The 25,098-nt window shown below is 56.4% G+C and carries 21 protein-coding genes; 6 read left to right on the top strand and 15 right to left on the bottom strand.

Annotated elements, in window-relative coordinates; translation table 11 throughout:
• Positions 1–25 precede the first annotated feature (25 nt).
• On the top strand, positions 26–1,381 hold the full coding sequence (gene mgtE, locus JI62_RS05790; RefSeq protein ID WP_088699247.1) for a magnesium transporter: 1,356 nt from the start codon (positions 26–28) through the stop codon (positions 1,379–1,381).
• A 67-nt stretch (positions 1,382–1,448) separates the two neighbouring features.
• Here the strand turns inward: mgtE and JI62_RS05785 are convergent, their stop codons facing one another.
• From JI62_RS05785 to JI62_RS05745, 9 genes are all read right to left on the bottom strand, one after another.
• On the bottom strand, positions 1,449–2,570 hold the full coding sequence (locus JI62_RS05785; protein ID WP_088699246.1) for a Gfo/Idh/MocA family protein: 1,122 nt from the start codon (positions 2,568–2,570) through the stop codon (positions 1,449–1,451).
• Positions 2,571–2,645: 75 nt separating this feature from the next.
• The gene (locus JI62_RS05780; protein ID WP_088699245.1) at positions 2,646–4,148 is read right to left on the bottom strand and encodes a CoA-acylating methylmalonate-semialdehyde dehydrogenase; all 1,503 of its coding nucleotides are present in this window, start codon (positions 4,146–4,148) and stop codon (positions 2,646–2,648) included.
• A gap of 35 nt (positions 4,149–4,183) precedes the next feature.
• Positions 4,184–5,086 carry a myo-inosose-2 dehydratase gene (gene iolE, locus JI62_RS05775; RefSeq protein WP_088699244.1) on the bottom strand — a complete coding sequence of 301 codons (903 nt, stop codon included), beginning with the start codon at positions 5,084–5,086 and terminating at the stop codon, positions 4,184–4,186.
• Between the two features lie 38 nt (positions 5,087–5,124).
• Positions 5,125–6,972 carry a 3D-(3,5/4)-trihydroxycyclohexane-1,2-dione acylhydrolase (decyclizing) gene (gene iolD / locus JI62_RS05770; protein WP_088699243.1) on the bottom strand — a complete coding sequence of 616 codons (1,848 nt, stop codon included), beginning with the start codon at positions 6,970–6,972 and terminating at the stop codon, positions 5,125–5,127.
• A gap of 1 nt (position 6,973) precedes the next feature.
• The gene (locus tag JI62_RS05765; RefSeq protein ID WP_088699242.1) at positions 6,974–8,932 is read right to left on the bottom strand and encodes a bifunctional 5-dehydro-2-deoxygluconokinase/5-dehydro-2-deoxyphosphogluconate aldolase; all 1,959 of its coding nucleotides are present in this window, start codon (positions 8,930–8,932) and stop codon (positions 6,974–6,976) included.
• A gap of 100 nt (positions 8,933–9,032) precedes the next feature.
• Positions 9,033–9,830 carry a TIM barrel protein gene (locus JI62_RS05760; protein ID WP_088699241.1) on the bottom strand — a complete coding sequence of 266 codons (798 nt, stop codon included), beginning with the start codon at positions 9,828–9,830 and terminating at the stop codon, positions 9,033–9,035.
• Between the two features lie 9 nt (positions 9,831–9,839).
• Positions 9,840–10,730: an ATP-binding cassette domain-containing protein gene (locus tag JI62_RS05755; protein ID WP_088699240.1), complete on the bottom strand. Its 891-nt coding sequence runs from the start codon at positions 10,728–10,730 to the stop codon at positions 9,840–9,842.
• A gap of 1 nt (position 10,731) precedes the next feature.
• A complete protein-coding gene (locus JI62_RS05750) occupies positions 10,732–11,862 on the bottom strand; it encodes an ABC transporter permease (protein WP_088699239.1) in 1,131 nt (376 codons plus the stop codon).
• Positions 11,863–11,918: 56 nt separating this feature from the next.
• Entirely contained in the window at positions 11,919–12,869 is a 951-nt protein-coding gene (locus JI62_RS05745) for a sugar ABC transporter substrate-binding protein (RefSeq protein ID WP_088699238.1), read from the bottom strand.
• Positions 12,870–13,107: 238 nt separating this feature from the next.
• Between JI62_RS05745 and JI62_RS05740 the strand changes: the two genes are divergently transcribed.
• From JI62_RS05740 to JI62_RS05725, 4 genes are all read left to right on the top strand, one after another.
• Positions 13,108–13,941 carry a MurR/RpiR family transcriptional regulator gene (locus JI62_RS05740; RefSeq protein ID WP_088699237.1) on the top strand — a complete coding sequence of 278 codons (834 nt, stop codon included), beginning with the start codon at positions 13,108–13,110 and terminating at the stop codon, positions 13,939–13,941.
• Positions 13,942–13,988: 47 nt separating this feature from the next.
• The gene (gene iolG / locus JI62_RS05735) at positions 13,989–14,978 is read left to right on the top strand and encodes an inositol 2-dehydrogenase (protein ID WP_088699236.1); all 990 of its coding nucleotides are present in this window, start codon (positions 13,989–13,991) and stop codon (positions 14,976–14,978) included.
• Between the two features lie 92 nt (positions 14,979–15,070).
• Complete coding sequence (gene iolB / locus JI62_RS05730) at positions 15,071–15,877, top strand: 5-deoxy-glucuronate isomerase (RefSeq protein WP_088699235.1); 807 nt, start codon at positions 15,071–15,073, stop codon at positions 15,875–15,877.
• Between the two features lie 54 nt (positions 15,878–15,931).
• Positions 15,932–16,723, top strand: a complete 792-nt coding sequence (locus JI62_RS05725) for a sulfite exporter TauE/SafE family protein (RefSeq protein WP_240513152.1) — start codon at positions 15,932–15,934, stop codon at positions 16,721–16,723.
• 11 nt (positions 16,724–16,734) lie between these two features.
• Here the strand turns inward: JI62_RS05725 and JI62_RS05720 are convergent, their stop codons facing one another.
• The 3 genes from JI62_RS05720 to JI62_RS05710 all read right to left on the bottom strand — a co-directional run bounded on the left by JI62_RS05720 (position 16,735) and on the right by JI62_RS05710 (position 21,145).
• The gene (locus JI62_RS05720) at positions 16,735–17,628 is read right to left on the bottom strand and encodes an EamA family transporter (RefSeq protein ID WP_088699234.1); all 894 of its coding nucleotides are present in this window, start codon (positions 17,626–17,628) and stop codon (positions 16,735–16,737) included.
• A 36-nt stretch (positions 17,629–17,664) separates the two neighbouring features.
• Positions 17,665–18,390 carry an HAD family hydrolase gene (locus JI62_RS05715; RefSeq protein ID WP_088699233.1) on the bottom strand — a complete coding sequence of 242 codons (726 nt, stop codon included), beginning with the start codon at positions 18,388–18,390 and terminating at the stop codon, positions 17,665–17,667.
• Between the two features lie 79 nt (positions 18,391–18,469).
• The gene (locus tag JI62_RS05710) at positions 18,470–21,145 is read right to left on the bottom strand and encodes a bifunctional diguanylate cyclase/phosphodiesterase (protein ID WP_170938485.1); all 2,676 of its coding nucleotides are present in this window, start codon (positions 21,143–21,145) and stop codon (positions 18,470–18,472) included.
• A gap of 197 nt (positions 21,146–21,342) precedes the next feature.
• On the opposite strand from JI62_RS05710, the gene JI62_RS05705 reads away from it, so the two are divergent.
• The gene (locus tag JI62_RS05705; RefSeq protein WP_240513151.1) at positions 21,343–22,449 is read left to right on the top strand and encodes an HDOD domain-containing protein; all 1,107 of its coding nucleotides are present in this window, start codon (positions 21,343–21,345) and stop codon (positions 22,447–22,449) included.
• An 81-nt stretch (positions 22,450–22,530) separates the two neighbouring features.
• Here JI62_RS05705 and JI62_RS05700 read toward each other — a convergent pair whose 3' ends face one another.
• From JI62_RS05700 to dctP, 3 genes are all read right to left on the bottom strand, one after another.
• Positions 22,531–23,835: a TRAP transporter large permease gene (locus JI62_RS05700; RefSeq protein ID WP_088699231.1), complete on the bottom strand. Its 1,305-nt coding sequence runs from the start codon at positions 23,833–23,835 to the stop codon at positions 22,531–22,533.
• 47 nt (positions 23,836–23,882) lie between these two features.
• Entirely contained in the window at positions 23,883–24,446 is a 564-nt protein-coding gene (locus JI62_RS05695; protein WP_088699262.1) for a TRAP transporter small permease, read from the bottom strand.
• 92 nt (positions 24,447–24,538) lie between these two features.
• The coding region (gene dctP, locus JI62_RS05690; RefSeq protein ID WP_170938484.1) for a TRAP transporter substrate-binding protein DctP at positions 24,539–25,098 on the bottom strand (560 nt) is incomplete at its 5' end.

The following is a 25,098-nucleotide window of genomic DNA, read 5'->3' as shown; positions in this document are numbered from 1 at the left end:
TTAGCTTCCAACAAGGACGGACTCTATGCGCGATGATGAAAAATACACCAATTCCGAAGAGCAGCTACTCTACCTTCAAAACCTGCTAGATGACCAAGACACAGCGGCACTACAAGCGTATTTCTCTGAACTCGATATTTTAGACATTGCGCGAACGCTGGAGTCCTTCCCGGCCAAAACGCGAGATTTTCTTTGGGAGTATGTTCCCGACGATTTAATCGGCGAGGTTCTCGCCGAAGTTGACGAAGACATCCGCGCTGACTACATCGAAGACTTATCGGCCAGCGACGTAGAGCAAATTGTTAAAGGCTTGGATGCTCAAGAAGTTGCTGAAGTTTTAGATGTTGCCGATGAAGCCATAAAAACCAGCGTTTACGCCAGCCTAGACCAAGAGATTCGCGCCCAGGTTGAGAATCTTCACGCCTATGAAGATGACGTGGTTGGCCGCTACATGGATCCTGAGACGGTCAATGTAAAACAGGGCGTGTCGTTAGAGGCCGTGCAGCGCTATATCCGTATCCACCATCTTCTCGACGATGAGTCGCAGCAGATCATGATTACGGATAAGGATAAACGCTTACTCGGCACCTTAACCCTGATTGATTTAATCAAACAGCCGCAGGATGCCGTGGTTGATGATTATATGGATGACTTTTTTACCCTAAATGATCAAATGAAAGTCAGTGATGCCGCCGCTTTACTGCGCTCTAAAGAGCTGCACTTTGTGCCCGTGTGCGACAGCGATGGGTTATTGGTAGGCCAGCTAAACGCCGCCGACGTCTTAGAGATCACTCAAGAAGACGCTGATATGACGTTAAAGCATATGTCCGGCGTCAGTAACGAAGAGGAAGTCTTCACGCCCGTTTTACGCAGTGCGAAAAGTCGCGGCATTTGGCTGGGTATTAATTTGTTAACGGCTTTTTTAGCCGCCTTCGTTATCGGGCAATTTGAAGCGGCCTTAGATCAAATCGTGGCGCTGGCTATTTTGATGCCGGTGGTGGCGAGCATGGGGGGTATTGCGGGCAGCCAAACCCTCACCGTGGTTATACGCGGCCTGGCGCTGGGCCAACTGGCGGGCAACAACGTCCGCTGGCTGTATAACAAAGAGATGTGGGTGGGTATGAGTAACGGTTTGGTTTGGGCATTAGTGGTCGGCTTGATTGCCCATCTCTGGTTCGGCGACCCCATGATCACGCTGGTGATCACCCTGGCTATCTTTATCAATATGAGTCTCGCCAACTTATCCGGCGTGCTCATCCCCATGGTGTTGAAAAAGCTCCAGATCGACCCTGCGTTATCCGGCGCGGTGATTTTAACCACCGTGACCGATGTGGTCGGCTTTTTATCATTCCTTGGGCTCGCGACGCTGATTATTCTGTGACTTTTTCTGCCCAACAGGCGCTTGGGCCTTTATAGAAAGACCCAAGCGCTTAGTGCAGTAGCAACGGCTATACTATCACCCACTGTCCCGACTGATCTGACCTTTCGATGGCATCGATCAGTCGATTGACCCGGGCCGCTTCTCGAAAATCGGGATAGAGAGGGCGGTGGTTGATGATGCCTTCGACAAGATCCCTAACCTCGATAATTTTCTGATCGTTATAGCCCAAGCCATGTCCTGGGGCAGGGCTAAATGAAGCATAATCAGGGTGCTCAGGGCCAGCGAACAAGGTGGTGAAACCACGTCTCCCAGGGGCATCGCCGTGGCGATATAGCTGCAGCTCGCTCATGCGCTCCTGATCAAACACAATGGCGCCTTTGGTGCCCGTTAGCGTGTAGGCCAGGCCCATTTTGCGGCCAGCCGCCACCCGGGAGGTTTCGATATTTCCGATTAACCCTTGGTCAAACCGCAACATGGCCTGGGCTTGATCATCGTTCTCTACCGCCGCCATACCGCTGCCGTCGGCCTTGAGCCGAGTGGGGATGGCGGTTTGTAGCTGACCGCATACCTCGGCAATGCGCTGCCCGGTTAAAAACTCGGCCATATTGAGAATATGCGAGCCCACATCGCCCAGCGCACCGGCACCTGCCGTTGCCCGCTGTGTATGCCAATCGTGAGGCTTTTCCGGGTCGAGCAGGTAATCCTCGTTGTGCCGCCCACGAAAATGAATCAGCTCACCAATTTCACCGCTGGCAACAATCTGGCGGGCCAGTTGGGTGGCGGAATTGCGAATATAGTTAAAGCCCACCAGGGTTTTGACGCCCGCCTTCTCAGCCGCGGCGACCATCTCGTCGGCATCGGCGCTACTTAGCGCCAGCGGCTTTTCGGCGTAAACATGCTTGCCAGCGGCAATGGCAGCCAGCGCCATCTCTTTATGCAGGAAGTTGGGCGCGCAGATATCCACCACGTCCACCTCACTATCTTCTACCAAAGCGCGCCAATCGTCGGTGGCGCGGGCAAATCCCCAGGCCCGCGCCCGGCTCTCTGCAGTAGCGAGGTCGACATCCGCCAGCAGTTCGCAAACGGGCTTAGCGGGCAGTTCAAAAACGCTGGGCGCCGCATTAAAGGCAATGGCGTGGGCTTTGCCCATAAAACCGGTGCCGATGAGGCCAATTTTGAGGGTTTTCATTGTGATTATCCCTGTTTTAAAACAGTAACGCTGGGCTGGGCCCGGCGTTGAATGGTGTCGTGCCCCGTAGCCTGTTTACATGGTCGGCATGGTGAAGTGGTTGGTCTCTTCACGAATGCCGCTGGGCCAGCGCTGGGTGATGGTTTTCATGCGGGTGTAGAAACGTACACCGTCGGGGCCGTGCATATGCAGCGGGCCAAACAGCGAGCGCTTCCAGCCGCCGAAGCTGTGGAACGCCATAGGCACCGGGATTGGTACGTTAACGCCAACCATGCCGACCTGGATCTGCTCGCAGTACTGACGCGCCGCATCGCCATCCCGGGTAAAGATCGCCGTGCCGTTGCCGTACTCGTGGGCATTGATCATGCTGACCGCTTCGTCGAAGCTGGCCACGCGAGCAATGGCCAGCACCGGGCCAAAGATCTCCTCGGAGTGAATACGCATGCTGGGCGTCACATGGTCAAACAGGCTACCGCCGATAAAGTAGCCATCGCCTGCGCCATCAATCGTGGTCTGGCGACCGTCAACCACTAGTTCGGCGCCTTCATCCACGCCGGTTTGGATATAACCCGCCACTTTTTCGCGGTGCTCGCGGGTGATCAACGGCCCCATATCGTTGTCTGGGCCATCGACTAGGCCAGGCCCGACCGTCAGCTTATCCAGTTCAGCCACCAGTTTTTCACGCAGGCGGTTGGCGGTCTCTTCACCCACGGGTACGGCCACCGAAATTGCCATGCAGCGCTCGCCTGCAGAGCCATAGGCCGCGCCCATCAGGGCACCTACGGCTTGGTCGAGATCCGCATCGGGCATGATCACCATATGGTTTTTGGCGCCGCCCAGGGCCTGAACACGCTTGCCATGGGCTGATGCGGTAGCGTAGATGTACTCGGCAATTGGGGTAGAGCCCACAAAGCTAACCGCTTGAACACGCTCATCAGTAAGCAGTACATCCACCGCTTCTTTATCACCATTGACGACATTAAAGACACCATCCGGCAGGCCCGCTTCTTTAAGCAGCTCGGCTAAGCGCAACGGCGTAGAGGGATCTTTTTCCGAAGGTTTCATGACAAAGGTGTTGCCGCAGGCCAAGGCGATGGGGAACATCCACATGGGCACCATGGCGGGGAAGTTGAACGGCGAGATACCGGCGCACACGCCCAGCGGCTGCATCATCGAGTAACTATCCACGCCGCTACCAACGTTCATGGAGTGCTCACCCTTCTGCAGGTGGGGAATGCCGCAGGCAAACTCGACCACTTCCAGGCCCCGGGTCACTTCGCCTTTGGCGTCAGAAAACACCTTACCGTGTTCGCTGGAGATGAGGCGCGCCAGCTCATCAGTGTGCTCCTCGACCAGCGCTTTAAATTTAAACAAAATACGCGCGCGCTTTAGCGGCGAAGTTTTAGACCAGGCGGCAAAGGCCTCATCGGCGATACGCACCGCTTCGCGGGTTTCATCGGCGGTGGCCAACGCCACCTGGGCGCTCTGCTCACCGGTGGCCGGATTATAAACCGGCGAAGTGCGCTGACTCTGAACGGCGGAGAGCTGGCCATTAAGATAGTGGGATAGCGTCTTCATACAAACTCCTGATTAAAAGGCGGCGCTGGTGCTGTTTAGCTAGCAACATCAAAACCTGCCTGCTCGGCAAGTTGGCGTAAGTTGCGATAACCCAGGCGGGCGTAAGTCAGCGGATGGGCGACTTCCGGGTCTTGTTCGGCTTCAACCACTAACCAACCCTGGTAGCCCTGTTCGCACAGGTGGGTTAAGGCGGGCAGGAAATCCACATTGCCATCCCCCGGCACCGTAAATAGGCCGTCTAACACGCCGTTTAAAAAGCTTTTGTCGCGATTGCGTACCGCATCCAGCACTGGGAAGCGCAGGTCTTTGCAGTGCACATGATGGATACGCTGGCTGTAGCGTTTGGCGATGGCGAGCGGGTCGCCGCCCGCACCGCGCAAATGACCAAAATCAAGCAGCAGCCCCACGCCTTCGCCGGTGTTGTCCATTAAGCGCTCAACGTCGGTCTGGCTTTCGATCACCGTGCCCAGGTGGTGGTGATATACCAACTGAATGCCCTGGGATTTTAGGTAGTTGCCCACCACCTCTAGACCACTTAGCAGGCGCTGCCACTCTTGCTCGGATAGATGCGGACGCTGGGAGAGCGGGCGCTCCTGATCGCCGTGTACACAATGGGTGACTTCGCACAGCACCATCACCTTGGCGCCGCACTCTTTGAGCAGGTTCATGTGATCCTGAATGGCTTCAATCTCCTCTTCAGGCGTGCGCTCCAGCAAGCGTGCGGAGTACCAGCCCGACACAAGCGCCAAGTCGTGGGCGCTAAGTACCTGGCTCAAAGCGTCAGGCGTGCGGGGAAACTTGTTACCTAATTCAAAGCCGCTAAACCCCGCTTCGCGGCCCTCTTTCAAACAGGTTTCCAGCGGTGTTGCGCCGCCCAGGCTGGGCAAGTCGTCGTTCGTCCAGGTGAGCGGGTTGATGCCTAAAGTAACCGTTGGCATAGCGTATTCCTTATGATTATGTTTGTTAAAGAAGGTGGTTAGCGAGCCTGGCGCTGCTTGGCTTCGCGGTACCCTTGATAGGCTTTATTGACCGCTTCTCGCTCGGAAACCTCGGGCACGGCCACTTCCCACCAGGCGCCGCCTTCTTGGGTACTGGGCAGCGGATCGGTATCAAGTGCAATCACATAGGTCGAGGTGGCGCTGCGAGCGCGCACCAGCGCCTGCTCCAGCCCCGCAATGCCGCTCACTGATTCAGACTCACAGCCCAGGGATTTGGCGTGGGCGGCAAAATCGGTTTTGGGAGCGCCCGACTCGACAGCGCGGCAATCTTCCAGCAGGTTGTTGAACCCCGCCCCGCCGGTGGCCTGCTGCAGGCGGTTGATACAGCCATAGCCGCGGTTATCCAACACGACCACAATCAGCTTGTGTCCCAGCATCACCGAGGTCGCCAGCTCTGAGTTATGCATCAGGTAGCTGCCGTCGCCGACCATCACCACTACCTCGTTGTCAGGCTTGGCCATCTTGACGCCCAGCCCGCCTGCTATTTCATAGCCCATGCAGGAGAAGCCATACTCCACGTGGTAGCTGCCGGGGCCCGAGCATTGCCAGAGTTTATGCAGCTCGCCGGGCAAGCCACCGGCGGCGCATACCACGGTGGTATCGTTACCTGCCTGGCGATTGACGGCGCCGATCACCTGGGCATCAGTGGGCAGCGCCAGCCCTTGATCGGCGGTCACGTTGTGTACTATTTTGGCCCATTCGCGTTTGAGCGTTCCGGTTTGTTCGCGCCATTCATCGCCGCCGCGCCACTCGCCCAGGGCCGCGTCGAGTTGGCCCAGCCCGATCAAGGCGTCACAGCTTAGCGGCAGCGCTTGATGCTTCAGGCTGTCGAAGCGGCCAACGTTGAGGGAAATCAGCGTTTTATCGCTGCCTTCAAACAGCGCCCGGGAGCCGGTGGTAAAGTCCTGCAACCGCGTACCCACCGCCAGAATGACATCCGCCTGCTCCGCTAATTGGTTAGCCGCTGCGCTGCCGGTCACCCCAATGGCACCCACTGCGCAAGGGTGGCTATCGGCCAACGCGCCTTTTCCAGCCTGGGTTTCAGCCACCGGGATGCCGCGCGCTTTGGCAAACTCGGCCAGGGCGTCGCAGGCAGCGGCGTAATGCACGCCTCCACCGGCGATAATCAGCGGGCGCTTGGCCTGCTGTAGCGCGGCGATAGCTTGGCGAAGCTCGTAAGCATCCGGCGGCGAGCGGCGAATGCGATGCACCTTGGGGGCAAAAAAGGCCTCTGGGTAATCGTAGGCAAAGGTTTGCACATCCTGGGGCAGCGCCAGGGTCGCAGGGCCGCAATGCTCCGGGTCAAGCAGGGTGGCAATCGCCTGGGGCAGACTGGTCAGCAGCTGCTCGGGGCGGTTAATGCGATCGAAGTAGCGCGACACCGGGCGAAAACAGTCGTTAACGCTAATGGTCGGGTCGCCAAAGTGCTCCACCTGTTGGAGTACTGGGTCGGGTTCTCGGGTGGCAAAGGTATCCCCCGGCAGCAGCAGGATCGGCAGTCGGTTGGCGTGGGCGAGCGCCGCGGCGGTGATCATATTAGTCGCCCCTGGGCCAATCGAGCTGGTCGCCGCCATTAAGCGCTGGCGGCCATTAGCTTTGGCAAAGGCAATCGCCGCGTGGGCCATGGACTGTTCGTTATGGGCGCGAAAGGTCGGCAGTGTGTCTTGCACGTGGTAGAGCGCTTCACCCATTCCGGCCACATTGCCATGACCAAAAATCGCAAACACGCCTTCAAACAGTGCTACTTCTTGACCATCAATCTCTATACGTTGTGCGGCGAGGTACTTGACCAGCGCCTGGGCCATGGTGAGTCGAATGGTACTCATCTTACGCCTCCTCCGTGTGGGCCTGCGTTTGCGGCTGCGCCTGCCTTAATTGCCGCCACGCCTTTATCAGTTCGGCATAGTTCTGGGCGACTCGATCTACCAAGCTGGCGTCGTCGATACGCCCGGCTAGCCAGTCACGACTCGCGCTGGCAAATAGCGTGCGGCCAACGGTGAAGCCTTTACAGCAGGCATGATTGGCCGCTGCTTCAAAGCCGCGCTTCATATCGTCCATAGGGGCGTCGAGCCCGAGCAGTACGACCCCACGGCAGTAGGTATCTTCCCGCTCAATGGTTTCACCCACCGCCTGCCAGGCAGCGTCTGACATGGCAGGTAGCTTCCACCAGTCTGGGTTAATGCCCAGGTTATAGAGCCGCTGCAGGCTGCGCGGCAAGGTGGTGTCGTCATTGGGCATATCGGCGGGCGGAATGACTTCAATCAGCAGCTCCAGCCCATAAGCACAGGCCGCCTGGTAGAGCTGACGCAGACGCTCCTCCTGCTCCAGGCGCAGTGAGATTTCATCGTCAGGGTGGTAGAACACCAGACACTTAATGATCTGCTCTCTAGGCCAGTTGCGCAGGCAGGCACCTAAATCATCGCCATGTTGGAAACGCAGCGGACGTGAGCCAGGAAGCTCTACCGGTCGACCAATCCACCAGCCTTTTCCACTGGCTTGATTGAGCGCGTCTTGACCCAGCACGTCGTCTACCAGAATCGCGGGCGTGGAAATACCGCCCAGTTTGGCACCCTCTTCGGCGGCGGTGACCAGGAGTTTTTTAAGTGCTGGCAGCCGCGCGCTGTCGGCATACTCTTCGCGGGCCATATCGGTGAGCTGGCGGCGGTGGTCAAATGCCAACCCCAATACTTCGGGCCACTGAACGGGCACTCGGGTAGTGACGCGGTGTAAATGGTTGAGGCGCTGATCGATATCCGGACGGGGTACCTCATCGCGGCGTTCCAGGTAATCGAATAACTCATCTTCGGTGGGCATGGCCGGGGCACAGCCGTGGCGGGAGACCACCAGCGCGCCGCAGGCATTGGCATAACCGGCGCTGGTTTGCCAGGGTTCATTGCGTAGCCAGCCACGCAACAGCCCACTCATAAAGGCATCCCCGGCGCCCAGTACATTGAGCACCTCGACCTGCACGCCCTTAACTAAAATGCCGTCTTCAATGCGGTCAGGAATCGCGCCTTCGAACACCACACAGCCCATGGGGCCCAGCTTGCATACCAGGGTAGCTTTGCTAACTTCACGCACCGCGCGCAGGGCCGCTAAGGTGTCCGTGCTGCCGCCGGCAATATGAAACTCCTCTTCGGTACCTACAATCAGATCAAAATCCGCCAGCCAGCGTTGCAGGTCGGTGGTGACGGTTTCATCCGCGATAAAGCGGGTTTCGCCATCGCCAGGGTTGGTCAGCCCCCACAGCACGGGACGGTAGTCGATATCCAGCACCCGCTTCACGCCATTATTGGCGGCAGCGTCCAGTGCCTTGCGGCACGCCCGGCGGGTAGTATCGGTAGAAAGATGTGTGCCGGTAATCGCCAGGGCCTTGGCCCGAGCGATAAATTCAGGGTCGATGGCGTCGGCATCAATGGCCATATCAGCACAGTCGCGGCGGTAAAATAGCAGCGGGAAGCTTTCACGGTCTTTTAACGCCAGCAGAACCAGGCCGGTGTGGCGCTCAGGGTCGGTTTGTAGTGCGGTGGTATCTACCCCCACCCGCTCCAGCTCTTCGCGCACGAAGTTGCCCATCTGCTCGTCGCCGACCCGCGAGAGCATGGCGGATTTCAACCCGAGACGAGCGGTACCGTAAGCCATATTGCCCGAGCTCCCGCCTAGGTACTTGGCAAAGCTGGCCACGTCTTCTAAACGACTGCCAATCTGCTCGGCGTAAAGATCGACCGCCACGCGTCCAAGACAAATCAGGTCAAGCGGTCGGTGTTGACTATTGTTATTCAGCATAAATGTCTCCCCACGTCACAAATTCGTGGTACTAGTCACAGGATGGCACTGGGCATAAAAGCGTCTTGGCTGGCAATCGATAAGGCTTATCAACCGTGGCTTAAAGTGAGAAGGCAGCACGGAATCGGTCAAGCGCGAGGTCGTCGTCGCCAGAGGCCCAGCCTTCCAGTCCTACGGTGCCGCGATAACCTATGTCGTTCAGGGCTTTGGCGATGGCCGGATAGTTAATCTCGCCGGTTCCCGGCTCGCAGCGCCCCGGCACATCAGCCACTTGCACTTCGCCAATATACGGCCCGCAGCGGCGAATCAATTCAATCAAATTACCTTCGCCAATTTGGGCGTGATAAACGTCCAACATGATGCGTAAGCTAGGCCGATCAACACTCTCCACCAGAGCAAGCACATCTTCCAGGCGCGCAAACGGCACACCGGGGTGGTCAACGTCGGTATTGAGGTTTTCAAGCACAAAGGTGACGCCGTGCTGCTCGCCGAGATCCGCCAGCCGGTTGAGCGTGTCCCGGGCTTTGAGCCACATAGCGCCGGTCATCTGTTGGCAGGGTTTCACGGGAAGACCTTCACCATCCAACCCCGTGCCATGCAGGTTAAGTCGCGGAATGCCAAGGCGCTTGGCTACCTCAACCGACTCAGCGGCGGTGCGTAGCAGTTCATCTGCCCCGGCGGCATCCGCCAGGGTGCCGGTGACATAGCCGGTCATGGATGAAAACGTCGCCCCGCTATTGGCCAGCGCGTCAATGTCGTGCTTAGTCCAGTCCCAGATTTCGACCTGAAAACCCAGTTCAGAAATACGCTTAACACGTTCCAACACGGGTAAATCGCGGAAAACCATTTCAGCGCAGACTGCCAGCGTGAACGGGGATGATGGGGTAGGTTTATTCATCATGGCTCCTTAATAGCCGCTCGCCGTTCGCGGTGAAGGGGGTTCAGTGCTGTCTGTTTCATCCGAAGGTTGAGTGTCTTGTTCGGCTAAGCTGGCCTTCTTGTCTTTATCGTCCCGCTGGAATTCCGCAAGCTCCGCATCCAGGCTTTCAAGCTCAGCACCACCCGCCATCATATTGAGCACTTCTTCGCGGCTGACTTCTTCTTTGCGGAAGGAGCCTAAACTGCCGCCGCGTGACAATAGGGTGAACGCATCAGCCACTGGGTAAGCATGGTGGACATTGTGGGTAATAAAGATGACCGCAAGCCCGTCCGCGCGGGCTTTGGCGATGTAGCGCAGTACGACGGAGGCCTGCTTGACCCCAAGCGCGGAGGTGGGCTCATCAAGAATCAGCACCTTGGCACCAAAATAGACGGCACGAGCAATCGCCACACACTGGCGCTCCCCACCAGAAAGCGTACCCACTGGCTGGCTTGGGTCGCGTACATCAATACCGATTTTAGCCATTTCCTCTTTGGCAACCCGGTCGGCATATTTCCAGTCAATCCGCTTTAAAGGCCCCCAGCCCACCGTCGGCTCGCGTCCCATAAAAAAGTTACGGGTAATCGACATCAACGGCACCATGGCCAGATCCTGGAACACAGTGGCGATACCAGCATCCAGTGCGTAAGCCGGGGATTTGAAACGTGCGGGTTTGCCATCCAGTAGCATCTCGCCATGGGTGGGCTGGTGAACACCGGAAAGGGTTTTAATCAACGTTGACTTGCCAGCGCCGTTATCTCCCAGCAGGCACATTACCTCCCCGGAATAGACCTGCATCGAGATATCGCTTAAGGCGATGACGCTGCCGAAGTGCTTGCTGACACTGCGCATTTCAATCATTGGCGTACGTGTGGTCATGTTATTTGGCCTCCATCGCCTTTTTGCGCATGTAATTGTTAAACAGCACCGCCACCAGCAACATCACGCCCAGGAAGACCTGGAACCAGTCCGTATTAACACCGGTGTAAAAAATGCCCATTTGCACCATGCCGAAGATCAGCGCACCGAGGGCCGCACCAATGGCAGATCCATAGCCGCCGGTCAGCAAAGCGCCGCCAATTACTACGGCAATAATGGCTTCCAACTCTTTTAGCAGGCCACGAATGGTGTCCGCCGAACCAGTATCCATCACCTGTATGCAGGCAAAGATGGTGGCGGAGAAAGCGGTAAACATGAACAGTGAAATCTTGACGCGGTGGACGGGGACGCCCGAATTGCGAGCAGCATTGGCATCACCACCGCTGGCAAAGATCCAGTTGCCGTAAGGCGTGCACAGCAGCACCCAAGTCGCTACAGCGGTTAAGCCCAGCCACCAGACAATCGAGACGGGAATACCGGTGACCGTGGGGTTGCCCGCAAAGTTGGTCGCCATCCAGCCATTTGCCGCCATCCAACTAAATAGTCCGGTAGCAACTTCTCCAGTGAAAAGCGCCGCGAACCAATCTCCGGGGATATGATCCTGCACTCCCCCCACCTGAGTACGTCCCGTCAACAACCGGCTAGTACCGATAGCCAGGCCACGCAGAATGAACAGGAAGCCCAGGGTAACGATAAATGACGGCAACCCCGTTTTATTGACCAGATTACCGTTAATCCAACCCACTAGGCCCGCACAGGCGAACGCCAATAAAATGGCGGCCCATAGTGGCCAGCCATACTCCACCGCAGGGATGGCAATCAGGATGCCGGCCAAGCCAATCATCGAACCAATCGAAAGATCGAATTCGCCGCCGATCATTAGCAATGCAGCCGCCGTGGCGATAATGCCGAGCTGAGCGGCGACTTCAAGAAAATTAATAATACCCGCTGGGGTAAACATCCCGGTGCCGCTGGAAGCAGCGATAAAGAAGGCAAGCACCAACACGGCACCGGCCAGCGCCCCCAACTCCGGGCGATTAAGAGCCTTCTTCCAGAAAGAGACTCTCTGGATACGCTCATCTTGAGGAGCGGTTGCTGGCGCAACCGATTGTTTCGTTTCAGTAGAATTCATGGCGATCGACCCCCAAGGCTCGACACCGCGCCGAGCCTTTTTCGATTAGCTCGTTATCAACGGATGCCCTGGCTACTCAGCTCAATGACCTGTGCTGCGTTTTCCTGAGTGACAAATCCTGGGCCGGTGGCAACATCCCCTGCGGGTAGTAGACCGTTCTTGACGAACTGATCTAGGAACATGACAGGCAAGTAGCCCTGCATGTACTGCTGTTGGTCAATCGCAAAGTTCAGCTCCCCCGCATCCAAGGCTTCTAAAATACCGGGTGAAAGATCAAAGGTACCGAGGGTGAACATATCGGTAGCTCCCTGCTCACGCATGGCCTGAATCATCGGTTCAGCGGCCAATGCCCCCAAGGTCAGCACACCACGCACATCACTGTTCTCGTTGAGGTAAGCGACAATGGCATTGCGAATGTTGGTGGGGTCGTAGGTCGTCGCTAGCTGCTCCGCATTGCCGTCAAAACCCTCGACAAAGCCATCACAGCGCTGATCAAGTCCCTGGTTGCCTTGTTCATGGTTAACGCAGACGCCTTTCTCGACGCCCAGTTCTTGCATGCGTTCAGCAGCCTGCTTACCTGCTTCGTACTCACTCTGCCCGATGTGCAGGCGGGCACCATAATCCCTCGCCACGTCGCCACCGGAGTTAATAGTGATCACTGGAATGCCGTTATCGACCGCATTTTGGACAGCGCCGCCCAGAGCATTTTCATCGGTAAAAGAGAGGATCAAGCCATCGGGGTTAGAGGCTACCGCTGCCTCTACAAGTTGCTGCATTTTGGCCATATCAAAGGTAGACGGTGCACGGTACTCCAGCTCAGCGCCTACGAGATCCGCGGCCGCCTCTGCGCCGTTTTTCACCACTGACCAGAAAGGGTCAGAGGGAACACCGTGGGTCACCATGACGAAACGGCTCGCTTCTTGTTCCGGTTCTTGTGCTTGTGCGACACCCGCCATTAATGCCGTGGTGGCGGCAGAGGCTAGAAGCCATTGAGATAGACGTGCCATAAATAATTCCTCATAACGTTATCGTTGTTGGTAGGGAAGTGGCATTAAATGCCTTGGCGCTATGAAATATAGATTCCAAATAGCAATTATTGCAAATTATTTATTCCATACCTTGGTATAAATGGAATATTTATTTCAATCAACTAGACTGCATAACAACCAGCCACTTTGCTCAGTGCTATTGCCCAGTCGTAGATGAGTGAATGAGTGGTACATGAGTTAACGCTAAGGAATTTGTATGCCGCAGCCCCCACAAAGCTACCGCGAGCTGGAAACACTGATCACCGCCGAGTACGCCACGCTAAGCAAACGCTTACAGCAAACCGCGCGTTTTATGCTTGATCACCCTCAGGAGGTTGCTCTGGCGACTGTGGCCAAAATTGCCGAACAGGCGGATGTCACTCCATCCACCCTAATTCGCTTGGCCAATAGCTTGGGCTTTAAGGGCTTTTCCGAAATGCAGCAACTGTTTCGCAGTCGCCTGGTCGATGAGCTGCCTAACTACACCGAGCGGATTCGCGCGGTACGCAGCGCCACCGGAGAAACACCGGATAGCACCCAGCTACTATGGGAGTTCGCTGACGCCAACCGTGCCGTGCTTGAGCAGCTTCCCAACCGCATTAATCCAGAGAGCCTGGAGAAGGCGCTGGATATTTTTGAAAAGGCTCATGCGATTCATGTGATGGGCGCAAGACGCAGCTTCATGGTCGCCAGCTACATGACCTATGCCCTGGCGCATGTGGATAAACCTGCGCTGCTGGTCAATGGTTTGGGCGGGATGTACGGCGAGCAGCTGCGCGCCATGAGCCAACACGACGCTCTGCTAACGATTAGCTTTTCTCCCTATGCCGAAGAGAGCCAAAAAGCCTGCGAAGACGCCCATCAGCGCGGTCTACCTAGTGTAGTGATAACCGATTCGAACCTTAGCCCACTGGCCCGCTTCGCGGATGTCGTCTTCGTGGTCAACGAAGCCGAAGTAAAAAGTTTCCGTAGTTTGACCGCGTCGCTCTGCTTGACCCAGACCTTGGCGATTGCCCTGGGCGTGCGGCAAGACAAAAAACGCAAGGCCTAAACAACCAAAGCAAGCAAACCAACAGCAAAAACAAAATAGGAGAGCTTATGAAACTCGCACTCATCGGCGCTGGACGTATCGGCAAGGTGCATGCCCAGGCCATTTATTCACACCCGGACGTAACCCTGGCCGCCGTGGCTGATTTTCATCAGCCTGCCGCAGAAACACTGGCCAAGCAGTACGCTAGCCGAGCGGCCTCTGTAGATGAAATCTTCGAGGATGACACCGTTGACGCGGTGCTGATTGCTTCAAGCACGCCCACTCACGCGGAGTATCTCGAAAGGGCTGCCCGCGCGGGTAAGGCGGTTCTGTGCGAAAAACCCATCGCCCTGGATCTAGCCCGCACTCGCGATGCCCTTCAAGTACTTAGCGAACACCCGGTGACCTGCGCATTAGGCTTTAACCGTCGCCACGATCCTCAGTTTTCGGCACTGAAAAAAGCGATTACCGAAGGGCGTATTGGCGCACTTGAAACGCTGACGATTATTAGCCGCGACCCCTCTCCCCCGCCCGCCGAGTACGTGGCTGAGTCCGGCGGCCTGTTCAGGGACATGATGATTCACGATCTGGACATGGCCCGCTGGCTGCTCGATGAACCCATCGAAAGCGTCTATGCCGTTGGCAGTAGCATTATCGACCCAGCGATTGGCGAAGCGGGTGATGTGGATACCGCCATGGTCACCCTTACCACAGCCAGTGGAAAGCTGTGCCAAATCAGCAACTCACGACGCGCCTGCTACGGCTACGATCAGCGTATTGAAGCCTTTGGCAGCCTAGGCATGCTGCAGGCCCAAAACGAGAGCGACACCCGCCTGCGCTTCACCGGTGAAGCAGGCCAAGTGGAAGACAAACCCAAGTGGTTCTTCCTGGAGCGCTACGCCCAAGCCTACCAACTTGAAATTGGCGACTTTGTCGCCGCATGGAAAGAGAAACGTGCGCCACTCGCAGGTGCTCAGGATGGCCTAGAGGCGTTGCGCTTAGCCGATGCAGCGGAGCTTTCATTGCGGGAAGGTCGCAAAATTCTGCTCGACGCTTAGGTCTAATTAGACGCAAACGGGTCTGTGTAGACCCTTCATATCGATAACGGCTAGCTGCCAACAGAGCAGCTAGCCATCAGAAGGAGCGACATATGGCTTCCCTACTGGTACGCCCCACCACCCCAGATGCCCAAGGCACCGTGATTGACGTTACCCCTGAATCTGCTGGCTGGACGCACGTTGGCTTTCGGGTGCATAAACTCGCCAAGGGCCAACGCCTGGAGGCCAGCAGCGATGATCAGGAAGTCTGCCTGGTGCTGCTCTCCGGTCGCGCCAATGTGGTATGCGGCGAGCACCGCTTTGAAGATATTGGCCAGCGCATGGATATTTTTGAACAGATTCCGCCCTATGCGGTTTACCTGCCTGACCATGTTAGCTACGCGGTGGAAGCGACAACGGATCTAGAGCTAGCCGTGTGCGCCGCCCCAGGGCATGGCAATCACGCCCCAAGGCTGATCGCCCCGGACAGCATCAAGCAGAGCACCCGAGGCCAGGGCACCAACACCCGCCACGTACACGATATTCTGCCGGAAACCGAACCCGCCGATAGCCTGCTGGTCGTCGAAGTATTCACACCCGCGGGCAACTGGTCGAGCTACCCGCCCCATAAACACGATGTGGATAACTTACCCCACGAATCATACCTGGAAGAGACCTACTACCACCGCATTAATCCTGAACAAGGGTTCGCCTTCCAGCGCGTTTACACCGATGACCGAAGCCTAGACGAGACGATGGCGGTGGAAAACGGCTGCTGTGTGTTGGTGCCCAAGGGCTACCATCCAGTAGGCGCCTCCCATGGCTACTCGCTCTACTACTTAAATGTAATGGCGGGGCCCAAGCGGGCATGGAAATTTCACAACGACCCCGATCACGAGTGGCTGATGAACGCTGGATAGATTGACACTTCGCCCGCTAACGTTTATCTAATGCTATGCTAACGAGCCCCGCCGATGCGGGGCTTTTTTGTGGTTCACTTTTTTGAGTATCCAGAGGCCTCAATGCTCCCCGACTACTCCGTCATCGCCTGGTTGTTAATTGCATTTTCCGTTTACCTGACCGGCGTTTCAAAAGGTGGCTTTGCGGGTGGTTTTGGTACGCTCTCGGTACCGCTAATGGCGCTGGCGATCAGCCCCGCCCAGGCAGCGGGCTTGCTGCTACCACTGTTGCTAGTGATGGACGTGTTTGCGGTGAAAGCATGGTGGGGCAAACAGGACGCCACTGAGGTCTGGCGCTTTGTGCCGGGGCTGTTTATCGGCGTGACGGTAGGGACGCTGCTGTTTGGCAGTTTGAGTGAACAGGGCTTACGCCTGACTCTCGGCGTTATCACCCTGCTGTTCGCCGCTTACATGTTGCTCAAGCCCGTTGCCAAGAAACCTATCTCCACCCGCTGGGCATTGCCAGCGGCAAGCGTCTGCGGCTTTACTAGCTTTATGGCCCATGCGGGGGCGCCGCCGCTCAACGTTTATCTACTGCCGCGCAAACTATCGAAAGAGACCTTTATTGCCACCTGTGCGGTGACCTTTGCCGTAGTCAACGTGATCAAGCTAGCGCCCTATATGTGGCTTGGCGAGATCAACGTCACCAGCGCCTGGGCGTCGCTGCTGCTGGTGCCCATCGCCTGGATCGGCGTGCGCAACGGCCTCTGGCTGCAAAGCCGGGTCAACGAAACGCTGTTTTACCGTTTAGTGATTCTGGCCATGTTCTTGGTCGGCTTTAATCTGATTTGGCAGGCGCTGAAATAGTTATCGCTGACCTAAAGCGCCACCAACACCAGCCCCGCCAACATCACCAGCGTGCCTAAGGCTTTCGCCCTGGATGCTGGCTCTTTCAGCCACAGCACACCCATTAGCACGCCGACTGGAATGGAGAGCTGGCGCAGCGCTACCACATAACTCACCTCGTCGGTAAGCGCCATGGCGATTAATACCAAACCATAGGTGCAGGTCATCATCAGCCCGGTAATGACCAGCATAGTAAGCCCTTGCTGGCGAAGCGCAGGCAGGCGACGGCGCTCCGCCGGTAGCAACGCCATTAGCGGTACTGACCAGGTTAATGTCATCAGCGCTTGCAGCACCATAAACACCGCCCCGGCGGTTAACCCGCTGTGCCCTGCCCCCTGCATTAGCCCGAGGGCCTGTTTGTCGATCAGCGAATAGCCAACGTTGCCTGCTGCCGCTAGTAGCGCAAACCCCATGGCAGGCGTGAGATAGGTGGATATCCTGCGCGCCTGCGGATGGCTAAGCGGCAGGCAGAGGGCACCCACTACCACCAGCACCATGCCAAGGCCGTCCCAGCGATCCAACACGCGGCTGCCCAAGAGCACAATGGATACCAGCGGCACTAACACTACCGGCAGTGCCCGGGCGATGGGGTAGAGTACGCTAACGTCCCCTCTTGCGTAGGCCCAGGCTAAGCCACCCATGTAGAGCATTTGGCATAATCCCGAAAGCGCCAACCAGCCCCAGAAGGCACTTGGTAACGCTGTGAGCGACGGCCCAAGCAACACCAGCGGCAGCATCACCGCCCCACCCGCGCCGTAAGCCAGGGTAAAAGCGGCTAACGACGGCGCATTACGTTTGCCCAACACATTCCAACCGGCGTGCATACATACCGAGACCAGCACCAGAGCAAGCGCGGCTGGGCTCAAGGACGCTCTCCCTGTTGAAGACGTGTATTGATGGCATCAGACATGCCCCGATTTTCCTGGCAGAGCATTAGACGACGGAGCACTTGGAGGCGTCCGCCAGTCTAAGCGCCGCCAGCCTTCGACGCTAGCCACCTCGGCCAGTACCGGGTCTGGATTAACCGCCACTGGGCAATCCACATACTGTAGTAGCGGAAGGTCGTTGCGGGAGTCCGAGTAGAAGGTGGTGTGGCTGGGGGTAATCTGCTGCTCGGCCAGCCACTGTTTCAGGCGCAACACCTTGCCGCCACGATAGGAAAAAATCCCTTCGCTGCCGCCGGTATAACGCGCCTCTTCATTGACACCGTTCTCGACACTTAGCTCTACCGCCAACACGTGTTCAATACCCAGGGTGGTGGCAATCGGCTCGACCAGGTGACGCGACGAGGCGGAAATCAGCAGCAGGGTATCCCCCGCCTGGCGGTGTGCTTCCAGGCAGGCCCAGGCCTGTTCAAAAATACGCGGCTGTAGGTGGGTAGCGACGAAGCGCTCCACCTCTTTTTGCACATCTCTCACCCGACGCCCGCGCAGCGGCGCCAGGGTCATGGCTAGGTACTCTTCAAGCTTCAATTTACCAGCGTGATAGGCCTGGTGCATTTGCTCCGCCCGCGCCATAAAGGCTTCGGCATCGCTGATCCAACCTTGCTCTATCATCCATAAATTCCAGCGGTCGCTGCAGTCTCCATCCAGGAGGGTGTCGTCAAGATCAAACAGGGCCAGGCGCATGGGGCACTCCTTTCATCGCGGGTTGGCGGCGCGTAGGGTATGCCAAAGGTGATGACAAGACGATGACGCTAAGTGAAGGCTACGTCGTTAACCACTGCGCCGCGAACTTATCCGCCGGTAGCGGGCGACCAAACCAGTACCCTTGCGCCTCATTGCACCCCATTTCAGCAAGCAAACTCGCTTGGTCGCGGGTTTCAACGCCTTCCGCCACGGTTTTCATCTCTAGCGCTTGTGCCATGGCAATGATGGTCTGAACAATGGTGCGGTCATGGTGGTTATCGAGCATCTCGCGCACAAAGGAGATATCAATTTTTAGTGCGTCGGCAGCAAAGCGCCGTAGGTAGGAAAGCGATGAATAGCCAGTGCCGAAATCGTCGATAGAGAGAGCATAGCCCGCTTGGCGCATGGTGTGGGTAATCTCAACGGCCTGATCCGGATCGCGCATAAAATCGCTTTCGGTCAGCTCAAGGGCGATAGCACTCGGTGAAACGCCCGCGGTGAGTTGCGCAATGTGGCTGGTGAGTTCTGGGTCGGCAAACTGTTGGGCGGAAATATTGATCGATAGCCTCCCAGGCAGCCCGCCTCCAGGCTGATTATGCCACTCCATTAACTGCCTAGCTGACTCCTCCAGCACCCAATCACCAAGGGCGCGAATCAAGCCGCGCTCTTCGGCCAGGGGAATAAACTCACCGGGACTCACCCAGCCCCACTCGGCGTCGTACCAACGGCACAGGGCTTCTGCGCCGGTCAACCGACCACTGGCAAGATCCACTTGGGGCTGAAAGTAGAGCGCTAACTGATGTCCACTGATAGCGGCGTTGAGTCGCTCCGTCATTCGTTGGCGCCGATGCAGCGCATGGCGCATCGTTTGGGTATAGGGGCAGATACTTTTTTCACGACGTTTAGCGTGATGTAAGGCAATGCTGGCCGCGTTAAATAGTTCGCCCGCCTCAGCCACATCCTGAGGGTAATGAGCAAAACCGATGCTGACATCAAGGTGGAAGACCCGCCGTTCCAGATAAAGCGGCGGCTTTACCGCTAAGCGTAGCTGCTCGACAAGGTGGCCTATATCACTAGGGACGGGATGAACCACCAGCAGGGCAAACTCATCACCTGACAACCGCGCCAGCGAGCCGTATAAGCGGCTAACCTGCTCTAGACGTTCAGCCACTTTCACCAGCAGTTGATCCCCCACCTGATGGCCATGAAGATCATTAACTTCTTTAAAACGGCGGATATCCAATAGCAGCAGCGAAAGCCCATGCTCGCCTTGCTGGGCCTCTTTCCACATCTGCGCTAACAACTCCATGAAACGCACGCGGTTTGGTAAACCGGTGGTGCCGTCGGTATACGCTAGCTGGTGCATGTGACGGTGGTCGCGGCGGCGCTCTAGCTCTGCCGCAGCACCGGTGGAGAGGATCTGTAGCACCGAGGTGGCGAACGCATTCGTTGTCAGTGGCTGGCGGTAAAACACCATCATTACGCCAATGGCTTCGCCGTTGGCGTTATCCAAACGCCGCCCAATCCATGCCCTTGTGGGTAACAATGTACCTGGCAACATCAGCGGCGGGCCATCATGAATGACCGCTTCACGCTCCAGCACCACCTGCTCGCAGGATGAGCCTCGCAACGCAAAGGTATGCTTATCTCGCTGCACGCCGTCAACGACCATGCTGACGGTCGTCGCCTGTCCATAGACGCTATCATCGCCCTGAGGGGAGGTATGCAGCAGCGCAATAAAGCCAGCGTCAGCTTCCAGCACTTTCACCAAGGTAGCAATCAACTGCTGAAAATAACCGTCCCCCACCTGGGTAGTGACCGTAGAAGCCACTTCTACCACAGCGTTTTGCACCCGCTGCGACTCTTGTTGGTCAGTCACATCAGAGATAAAGCCTTCTAAGCAAACGATTTCGCCCGCCTCATCTATAACGGCCTGGCCTTGCTCCCACATCCAGCGGTAGCCGCCGTCGCGGTGGCGAAGTTTATAGGTAACACGGTAAGGGCGCCTATCGGCAATGGCCGACTGCACCTCATGAAAGAGCTTATTCTGATCCTCAGGATGAATCAGAGCGGCAAAACTGATCAACCGATTACCCTGCAATTCATCAGGCCGGTAACCCGTCAGCGTTTCGGCCCCTTGGCTCACCAGTTGCATCGTCCAACTGCGGTCATTCAAACAGCGATAGGCCATACCCGGTAGATGATTGAGCAGAGTGTCCAAGCGTCGCTCGCTTTCCCGTGCAACCTCTTCGCTTTTTCTTAATGCCTGCTCCGCCTTTTGCCTACCCAGCTCAGCCCCCGCCTGGGCAGCGGCGATGTGGAGTATTTCATTGGCTAATTCCCCCAACTGCATGGGCGAGTTTTTGAGCACCGCCAGCAGGCCTATCAGCGCGCCATCCGCCGCATAGAGCGCTCGCCCCAAGTAGCTCTCGGCACCCAGTTCACAAAGCAGTTTATCGTCAGGAAAGTGCGACTGAACATCGCGCGCATAGAGGCAACACTCGCTCCCCAACGCGGTCTCGCAAGGGGTGCCAATCAGCGGATAAGTCATATTGCCAATTAAGCCCCCATTGGACCAGACGGCCAACGTTTCAGCCTGGTGCAGTTGAGTGACGTCAGCCACTAACACATGATCAACGCCTAGTATCGTTGCTAAGCGCTCCACCAGCGTTGCATAGAAGCGAGGGCTTCCACTGTGCCCTACGCCCTCAGCCAACTGACGAAATATATCGGCCGCGTCGTTCTTTGTGTGCATTGTTGCACTCACTTTTTTTAATTCTGGAGCAGTTAGGGCACCTGCCACTCACCTCATAAAGTATATCCAGCGACCTACAAAGCATAAACCGCGCTTTTCCAACTATAACAACGTCAACACTCGCTGAGCATATGGTAAAATTAGGGCATCACCTCATGATGGCTGGCGGCGACGCTACAAAGTGCGCAGGAGATAACGTGACTAAAACATCGACTAAGGATGAAGCACTCTATGTAATGCTAACGGAAGCACTGCCTGGTTTTCTAATCAGCGACTTTCTCAAGTGCCAGCGCTTACCTTCGCTTCCCTCAATCGCACTGCGCATCCTCAGGTTAACGCAATCTTCAAAAGCGACTATCAACGATGTTGCCGACACCATTGAGCATGACCCAGCCTTAACCGCTCGTTTAATATCGCTCGCCAATAGCGTTCACCACACACGCTCCGCCAATTCGACACAAACGTGCCTGGAGGCTATCCAGCGTTTAGGGCTAGATGCCACATTAACGGTGGTATTGAGCTTCAATCTTTTTCAGCACCCCAGCAAAGGGCCGCAGCATGCGCATATTTGGCAGCGATCGATCATGTCTGCACTCATAGCGCGCCAGCTTGCTGAACAAGTGTGCCCTCAACAGGCAGGTAGTGCGTTTACGGCAGCACTGTTACAGGATATTGGTATATTGGCGCTGAGTGCGACATACCCTGAACAAGTAGACGAGCTATACATCGATAGTGCGATTCCACATGCCCATCTTGTTGTGGAAGAGCAGCGTTACTTTGGCTGTGACCACACTATTATAGGGGCTTGGCTAGCCGCTAAATGGGGGCTCCCGGCTACGCTGATCAACACCATACGCTTTAGTCATGCCCCCTATAGAAGCACGAGAACAAGCGATAATACCGGCGATAGATTGATGGAAATGTGTGTCCGCCTATCCGGCCCCACGGCGGATGCCTGCCTATCAAGCACACCCGAAGAGCATCTTGCCGCCCTCTTATACGATTTGAGCACAACAGCGGACATACCCTCTCTCTCCTTTGAAAGCGTACTACAAGAAGTTCAACCCAAAATGGCATTGATCGCCAAAACACTGAGGATAGATACCCCTGCGGCGATTGATCCTAAAGAGCTGCTTGAAAATGCACAGCAACTCTTGCTAAACCATACCCTCGTACTCAGTAGCCGGAGGGAAGCCCAATCTAAAGCACTCACGATGCTACGCAAAGGGTACAGCGCCCCGGATGGGTTCAACAAAGACATCTCTTTCAAAAAGCTCAATAAACAACCCCGTACCAAACCTTAACTCGCTGACCAGACCATGCTTGCCATTCAGCACTTCGGCCAGCGCGTTTGTTTCGTTTGGGCTTTCTCTTATATAAGCGCCTTACCGGTTCATTGCCTCAGGTAGATAGAGTGCGATACCCGGGAAGATGTGCATTAAAGCAATTGCTAACAGCATCAATAGAAAGAACGGCAGTGTGGCTTTGGTAATGGTCAATATGTCTTTTCCGGTGAGCCCTTGAATCACGAACAGATTGAAACCCACAGGCGGGGTAATCTGCGACATTTCGACCACTACGACCAGATAAATACCAAACCAGATCAGATCGAAGCCGGCGGCGCTCACCAGCGGCATGATAATCGCGGTGACGAGCAGAATCAGCGAGATACCGTCGAGAAAACAGCCCATCACCAGCAGCAGCAAGGTCAGCGCAATCAGCAGCATGGTGGGTGAAAGCCCCATCTCACCAATTGCCTGCGCCAGCTTCATCGGTACCTGGGTAAAGCCCATGGCCGAGGTCAAAAACGACGCACCGGCAATAATAAAAGCGATCATGCAGGCAGTACGCACGGCGGCAAACAGCGAGCTTTTAAAAATGTCGCGATCGAAGTGACCGTTAAAGCGCGCAATCACGATCGACAGCACCACACCAACCGCCGCGGCCTCGGTGGGCGACGCCAACCCGCCATAGATCGAAAAGATAATCCCACCGATCAATAGCAGAATAGGCACCAGTGACCAGGTATTACGCAGTTTTTCAGCAAAGCTCATACCGGATTCATCTTCCCCGGTAAGTCCTTCACGGTTGCCCTTGAGCAATGCCCACAAGATGAGATAGCTCATAAACATGGCCAGGATCATCAGCCCTGGGCCAATACCGGCCATAAACAGCCGGGAGATCGACTGCTCGGTGACCACGCCATAGACGATGAGCACAATAGAGGGTGGTATCAAAAGCCCCAAAGTAGAGGCGCTGGCTAAGGTGCCAATCGCCATATTGCTGTCGTAGCCCCGCCGCTCAAGCTCTGGCAGGGTCATTTTACCCACCGTGGCACAGGTGGCAGCCGAAGAGCCGCATACCGCGGCAAACATGCCGCTGCCAATAATATTGGTATGCAGTAAGCGTCCCGGCAGACGGTTTAACCAGGGCGACAGGCCACGAAACATATTGTCAGCGAGACCGGAGCGGAACAGAATTTCGCCCATCCAGATAAACATGGGCAGCGCAGTGAGATCCCAACCGTAACTGGCGCCCCAAAAATCGGAAGCTAAAATAGAGGCTGGAGAGAACGAGCTAAAGAACTCCAATGCTACCCAGGCAGTACCGATCAGCGCGAAGGCGATCCATACCCCGCTACCCAGCAACAACACGAGGGTAAATATAGTGGCGAGACTTAGTAGCAGCACAAGGATCTCTCCCGTAATGTGGACACAGAGACAGTTAACGTCACCATTTAAAGCACCTCGCTGTCATCATTCGCCGTGGCTTCGCGAAAGCTCGCAGGATCACGGATGGCAATCCGTAGCGCCATAAACAGGGCTTCAGCCAGCGCCAAGCAGAGCAGCCCTACGCTGGTCGCGAGCACAAGCTGAGGTATCCAAAGCGGAATCGAGACAAAGCCCGAAGAGACATCGTTGTATTGCAGGCTCTCCCTCGCCAACCCAATAAGGCCGTAACTGAGCATTAAGCTGATCGCCAGGGCGATGATGAGGCAAAACACTTCAAACCACACACGGATTGCCGACGGTAGCCGGGTAATCAACAGCGTCACGCGAATATGGGCGTGATGCACAAAGGTATAGGCCAGCCCCAGAAAGGTCGCCCCCACCAATAGATACGAAGCAATTTCCGAAACGCCGGTAATACTCATGCCCAGGCGGCTCAGGCCAACGAGCACCAGCAGGGCGTCTACCAGGCGGAAGGTCACCTGAAGCGCTATCAGCGCACAAATGGCGACCATGCAGGCCGCCGCACCCCAAGCACCCAGGCGATAAAGCTTGTCGAATTTAAACGTCATGTTCGCAGCCTCACGAAGCACATGGGAAAAAGCACGCGGGAAAAGCAGCGGAGGCGTTACCACCCCCGCTGCAAGAGACATGGCAACAGCCTTTAGCTGTCGCGCTGCTCGCGGTAGCTTTCCAGCGCCTGTTTGGCTTCGTCGTCAGCACGCGACTGCCAATCTTCAAACAACTCATCTCCGGCTGCTTGAAGCGCCGCTGAAACGGCTTCGTTAGGCTCAGAAACCGAGATACCGTTCTCTTGCAGTGCAGCCAGGCTGGCGTCGTTATCTTCGCGGCTCATCTCCCAACCACGTTTTTCAGCCTCAGCGGCGGCTTCCATCAGCGCTTCCTGAGTCGCTTCATCCAGGGCATCAAAACTGCGTTGGCTAATGAAGACGATATTTTTGGGCAGCCATAGGTTAGCGTCGGTGTAATCCGTCACGTAATCCCACGCCGCCATGGAGTTACCGGTAGAGCTTGAGGTGATCATGGCATCCACACGGCCAGTGCTGAATGCCGTGGGAATATCGGATTCTTCAGTTTCGGTGGGGCTACCGCCCAGATTATCGACAAAGCGCTGGGTGTTGATGTTCGGCGCACGAACGCGCAAGCCTTCAAACTGCTCCGGGTCAGTAAGGGGTTCAGAGGTATAGATACCTTGCGCAGGCC

It is taken from the genome of Halomonas campaniensis, from assembly GCF_002211105.1.
Classification (GTDB): domain Bacteria; phylum Pseudomonadota; class Gammaproteobacteria; order Pseudomonadales; family Halomonadaceae; genus Vreelandella; species Vreelandella campaniensis_A.
Note: the sequence above shows the minus strand (reverse complement) of the source record. Positions and strands in the feature narration are given on the sequence as shown.

What these genes read in the sequence shown, in the direction of transcription:
- JI62_RS05695 (WP_088699262.1), bottom strand. Translation starts at nt 24,446, where the DNA reads ATGACGTTTAAATTCGACAAGCTTTATCGCCTGGGTGCTTGGGGTGCG.
- iolD (WP_088699243.1), bottom strand. Translation starts at nt 6,972, where the DNA reads ATGAGTACCATTCGACTCACCATGGCCCAGGCGCTGGTCAAGTACCTC.
- JI62_RS05715 (WP_088699233.1), bottom strand. Translation starts at nt 18,390, where the DNA reads ATGCGCCTGGCCCTGTTTGATCTTGACGACACCCTCCTGGATGGAGAC.
- JI62_RS05760 (WP_088699241.1), bottom strand. Translation starts at nt 9,830, where the DNA reads ATGAATAAACCTACCCCATCATCCCCGTTCACGCTGGCAGTCTGCGCT.
- iolG (WP_088699236.1), top strand. Translation starts at nt 13,989, where the DNA reads ATGAAACTCGCACTCATCGGCGCTGGACGTATCGGCAAGGTGCATGCC.
- JI62_RS05780 (WP_088699245.1), bottom strand. Translation starts at nt 4,148, where the DNA reads ATGAAGACGCTATCCCACTATCTTAATGGCCAGCTCTCCGCCGTTCAG.
- JI62_RS05740 (WP_088699237.1), top strand. Translation starts at nt 13,108, where the DNA reads ATGCCGCAGCCCCCACAAAGCTACCGCGAGCTGGAAACACTGATCACC.
- iolB (WP_088699235.1), top strand. Translation starts at nt 15,071, where the DNA reads ATGGCTTCCCTACTGGTACGCCCCACCACCCCAGATGCCCAAGGCACC.
- iolE (WP_088699244.1), bottom strand. Translation starts at nt 5,086, where the DNA reads ATGCCAACGGTTACTTTAGGCATCAACCCGCTCACCTGGACGAACGAC.
- JI62_RS05755 (WP_088699240.1), bottom strand. Translation starts at nt 10,730, where the DNA reads ATGACCACACGTACGCCAATGATTGAAATGCGCAGTGTCAGCAAGCAC.
- JI62_RS05745 (WP_088699238.1), bottom strand. Translation starts at nt 12,869, where the DNA reads ATGGCACGTCTATCTCAATGGCTTCTAGCCTCTGCCGCCACCACGGCA.
- JI62_RS05725 (WP_240513152.1), top strand. Translation starts at nt 15,932, where the DNA reads ATGCGGGGCTTTTTTGTGGTTCACTTTTTTGAGTATCCAGAGGCCTCA.
- JI62_RS05710 (WP_170938485.1), bottom strand. Translation starts at nt 21,145, where the DNA reads ATGCACACAAAGAACGACGCGGCCGATATATTTCGTCAGTTGGCTGAG.
- JI62_RS05765 (WP_088699242.1), bottom strand. Translation starts at nt 8,932, where the DNA reads ATGCTGAATAACAATAGTCAACACCGACCGCTTGACCTGATTTGTCTT.
- JI62_RS05750 (WP_088699239.1), bottom strand. Translation starts at nt 11,862, where the DNA reads ATGAATTCTACTGAAACGAAACAATCGGTTGCGCCAGCAACCGCTCCT.
- JI62_RS05785 (WP_088699246.1), bottom strand. Translation starts at nt 2,570, where the DNA reads ATGAAAACCCTCAAAATTGGCCTCATCGGCACCGGTTTTATGGGCAAA.
- mgtE (WP_088699247.1), top strand. Translation starts at nt 26, where the DNA reads ATGCGCGATGATGAAAAATACACCAATTCCGAAGAGCAGCTACTCTAC.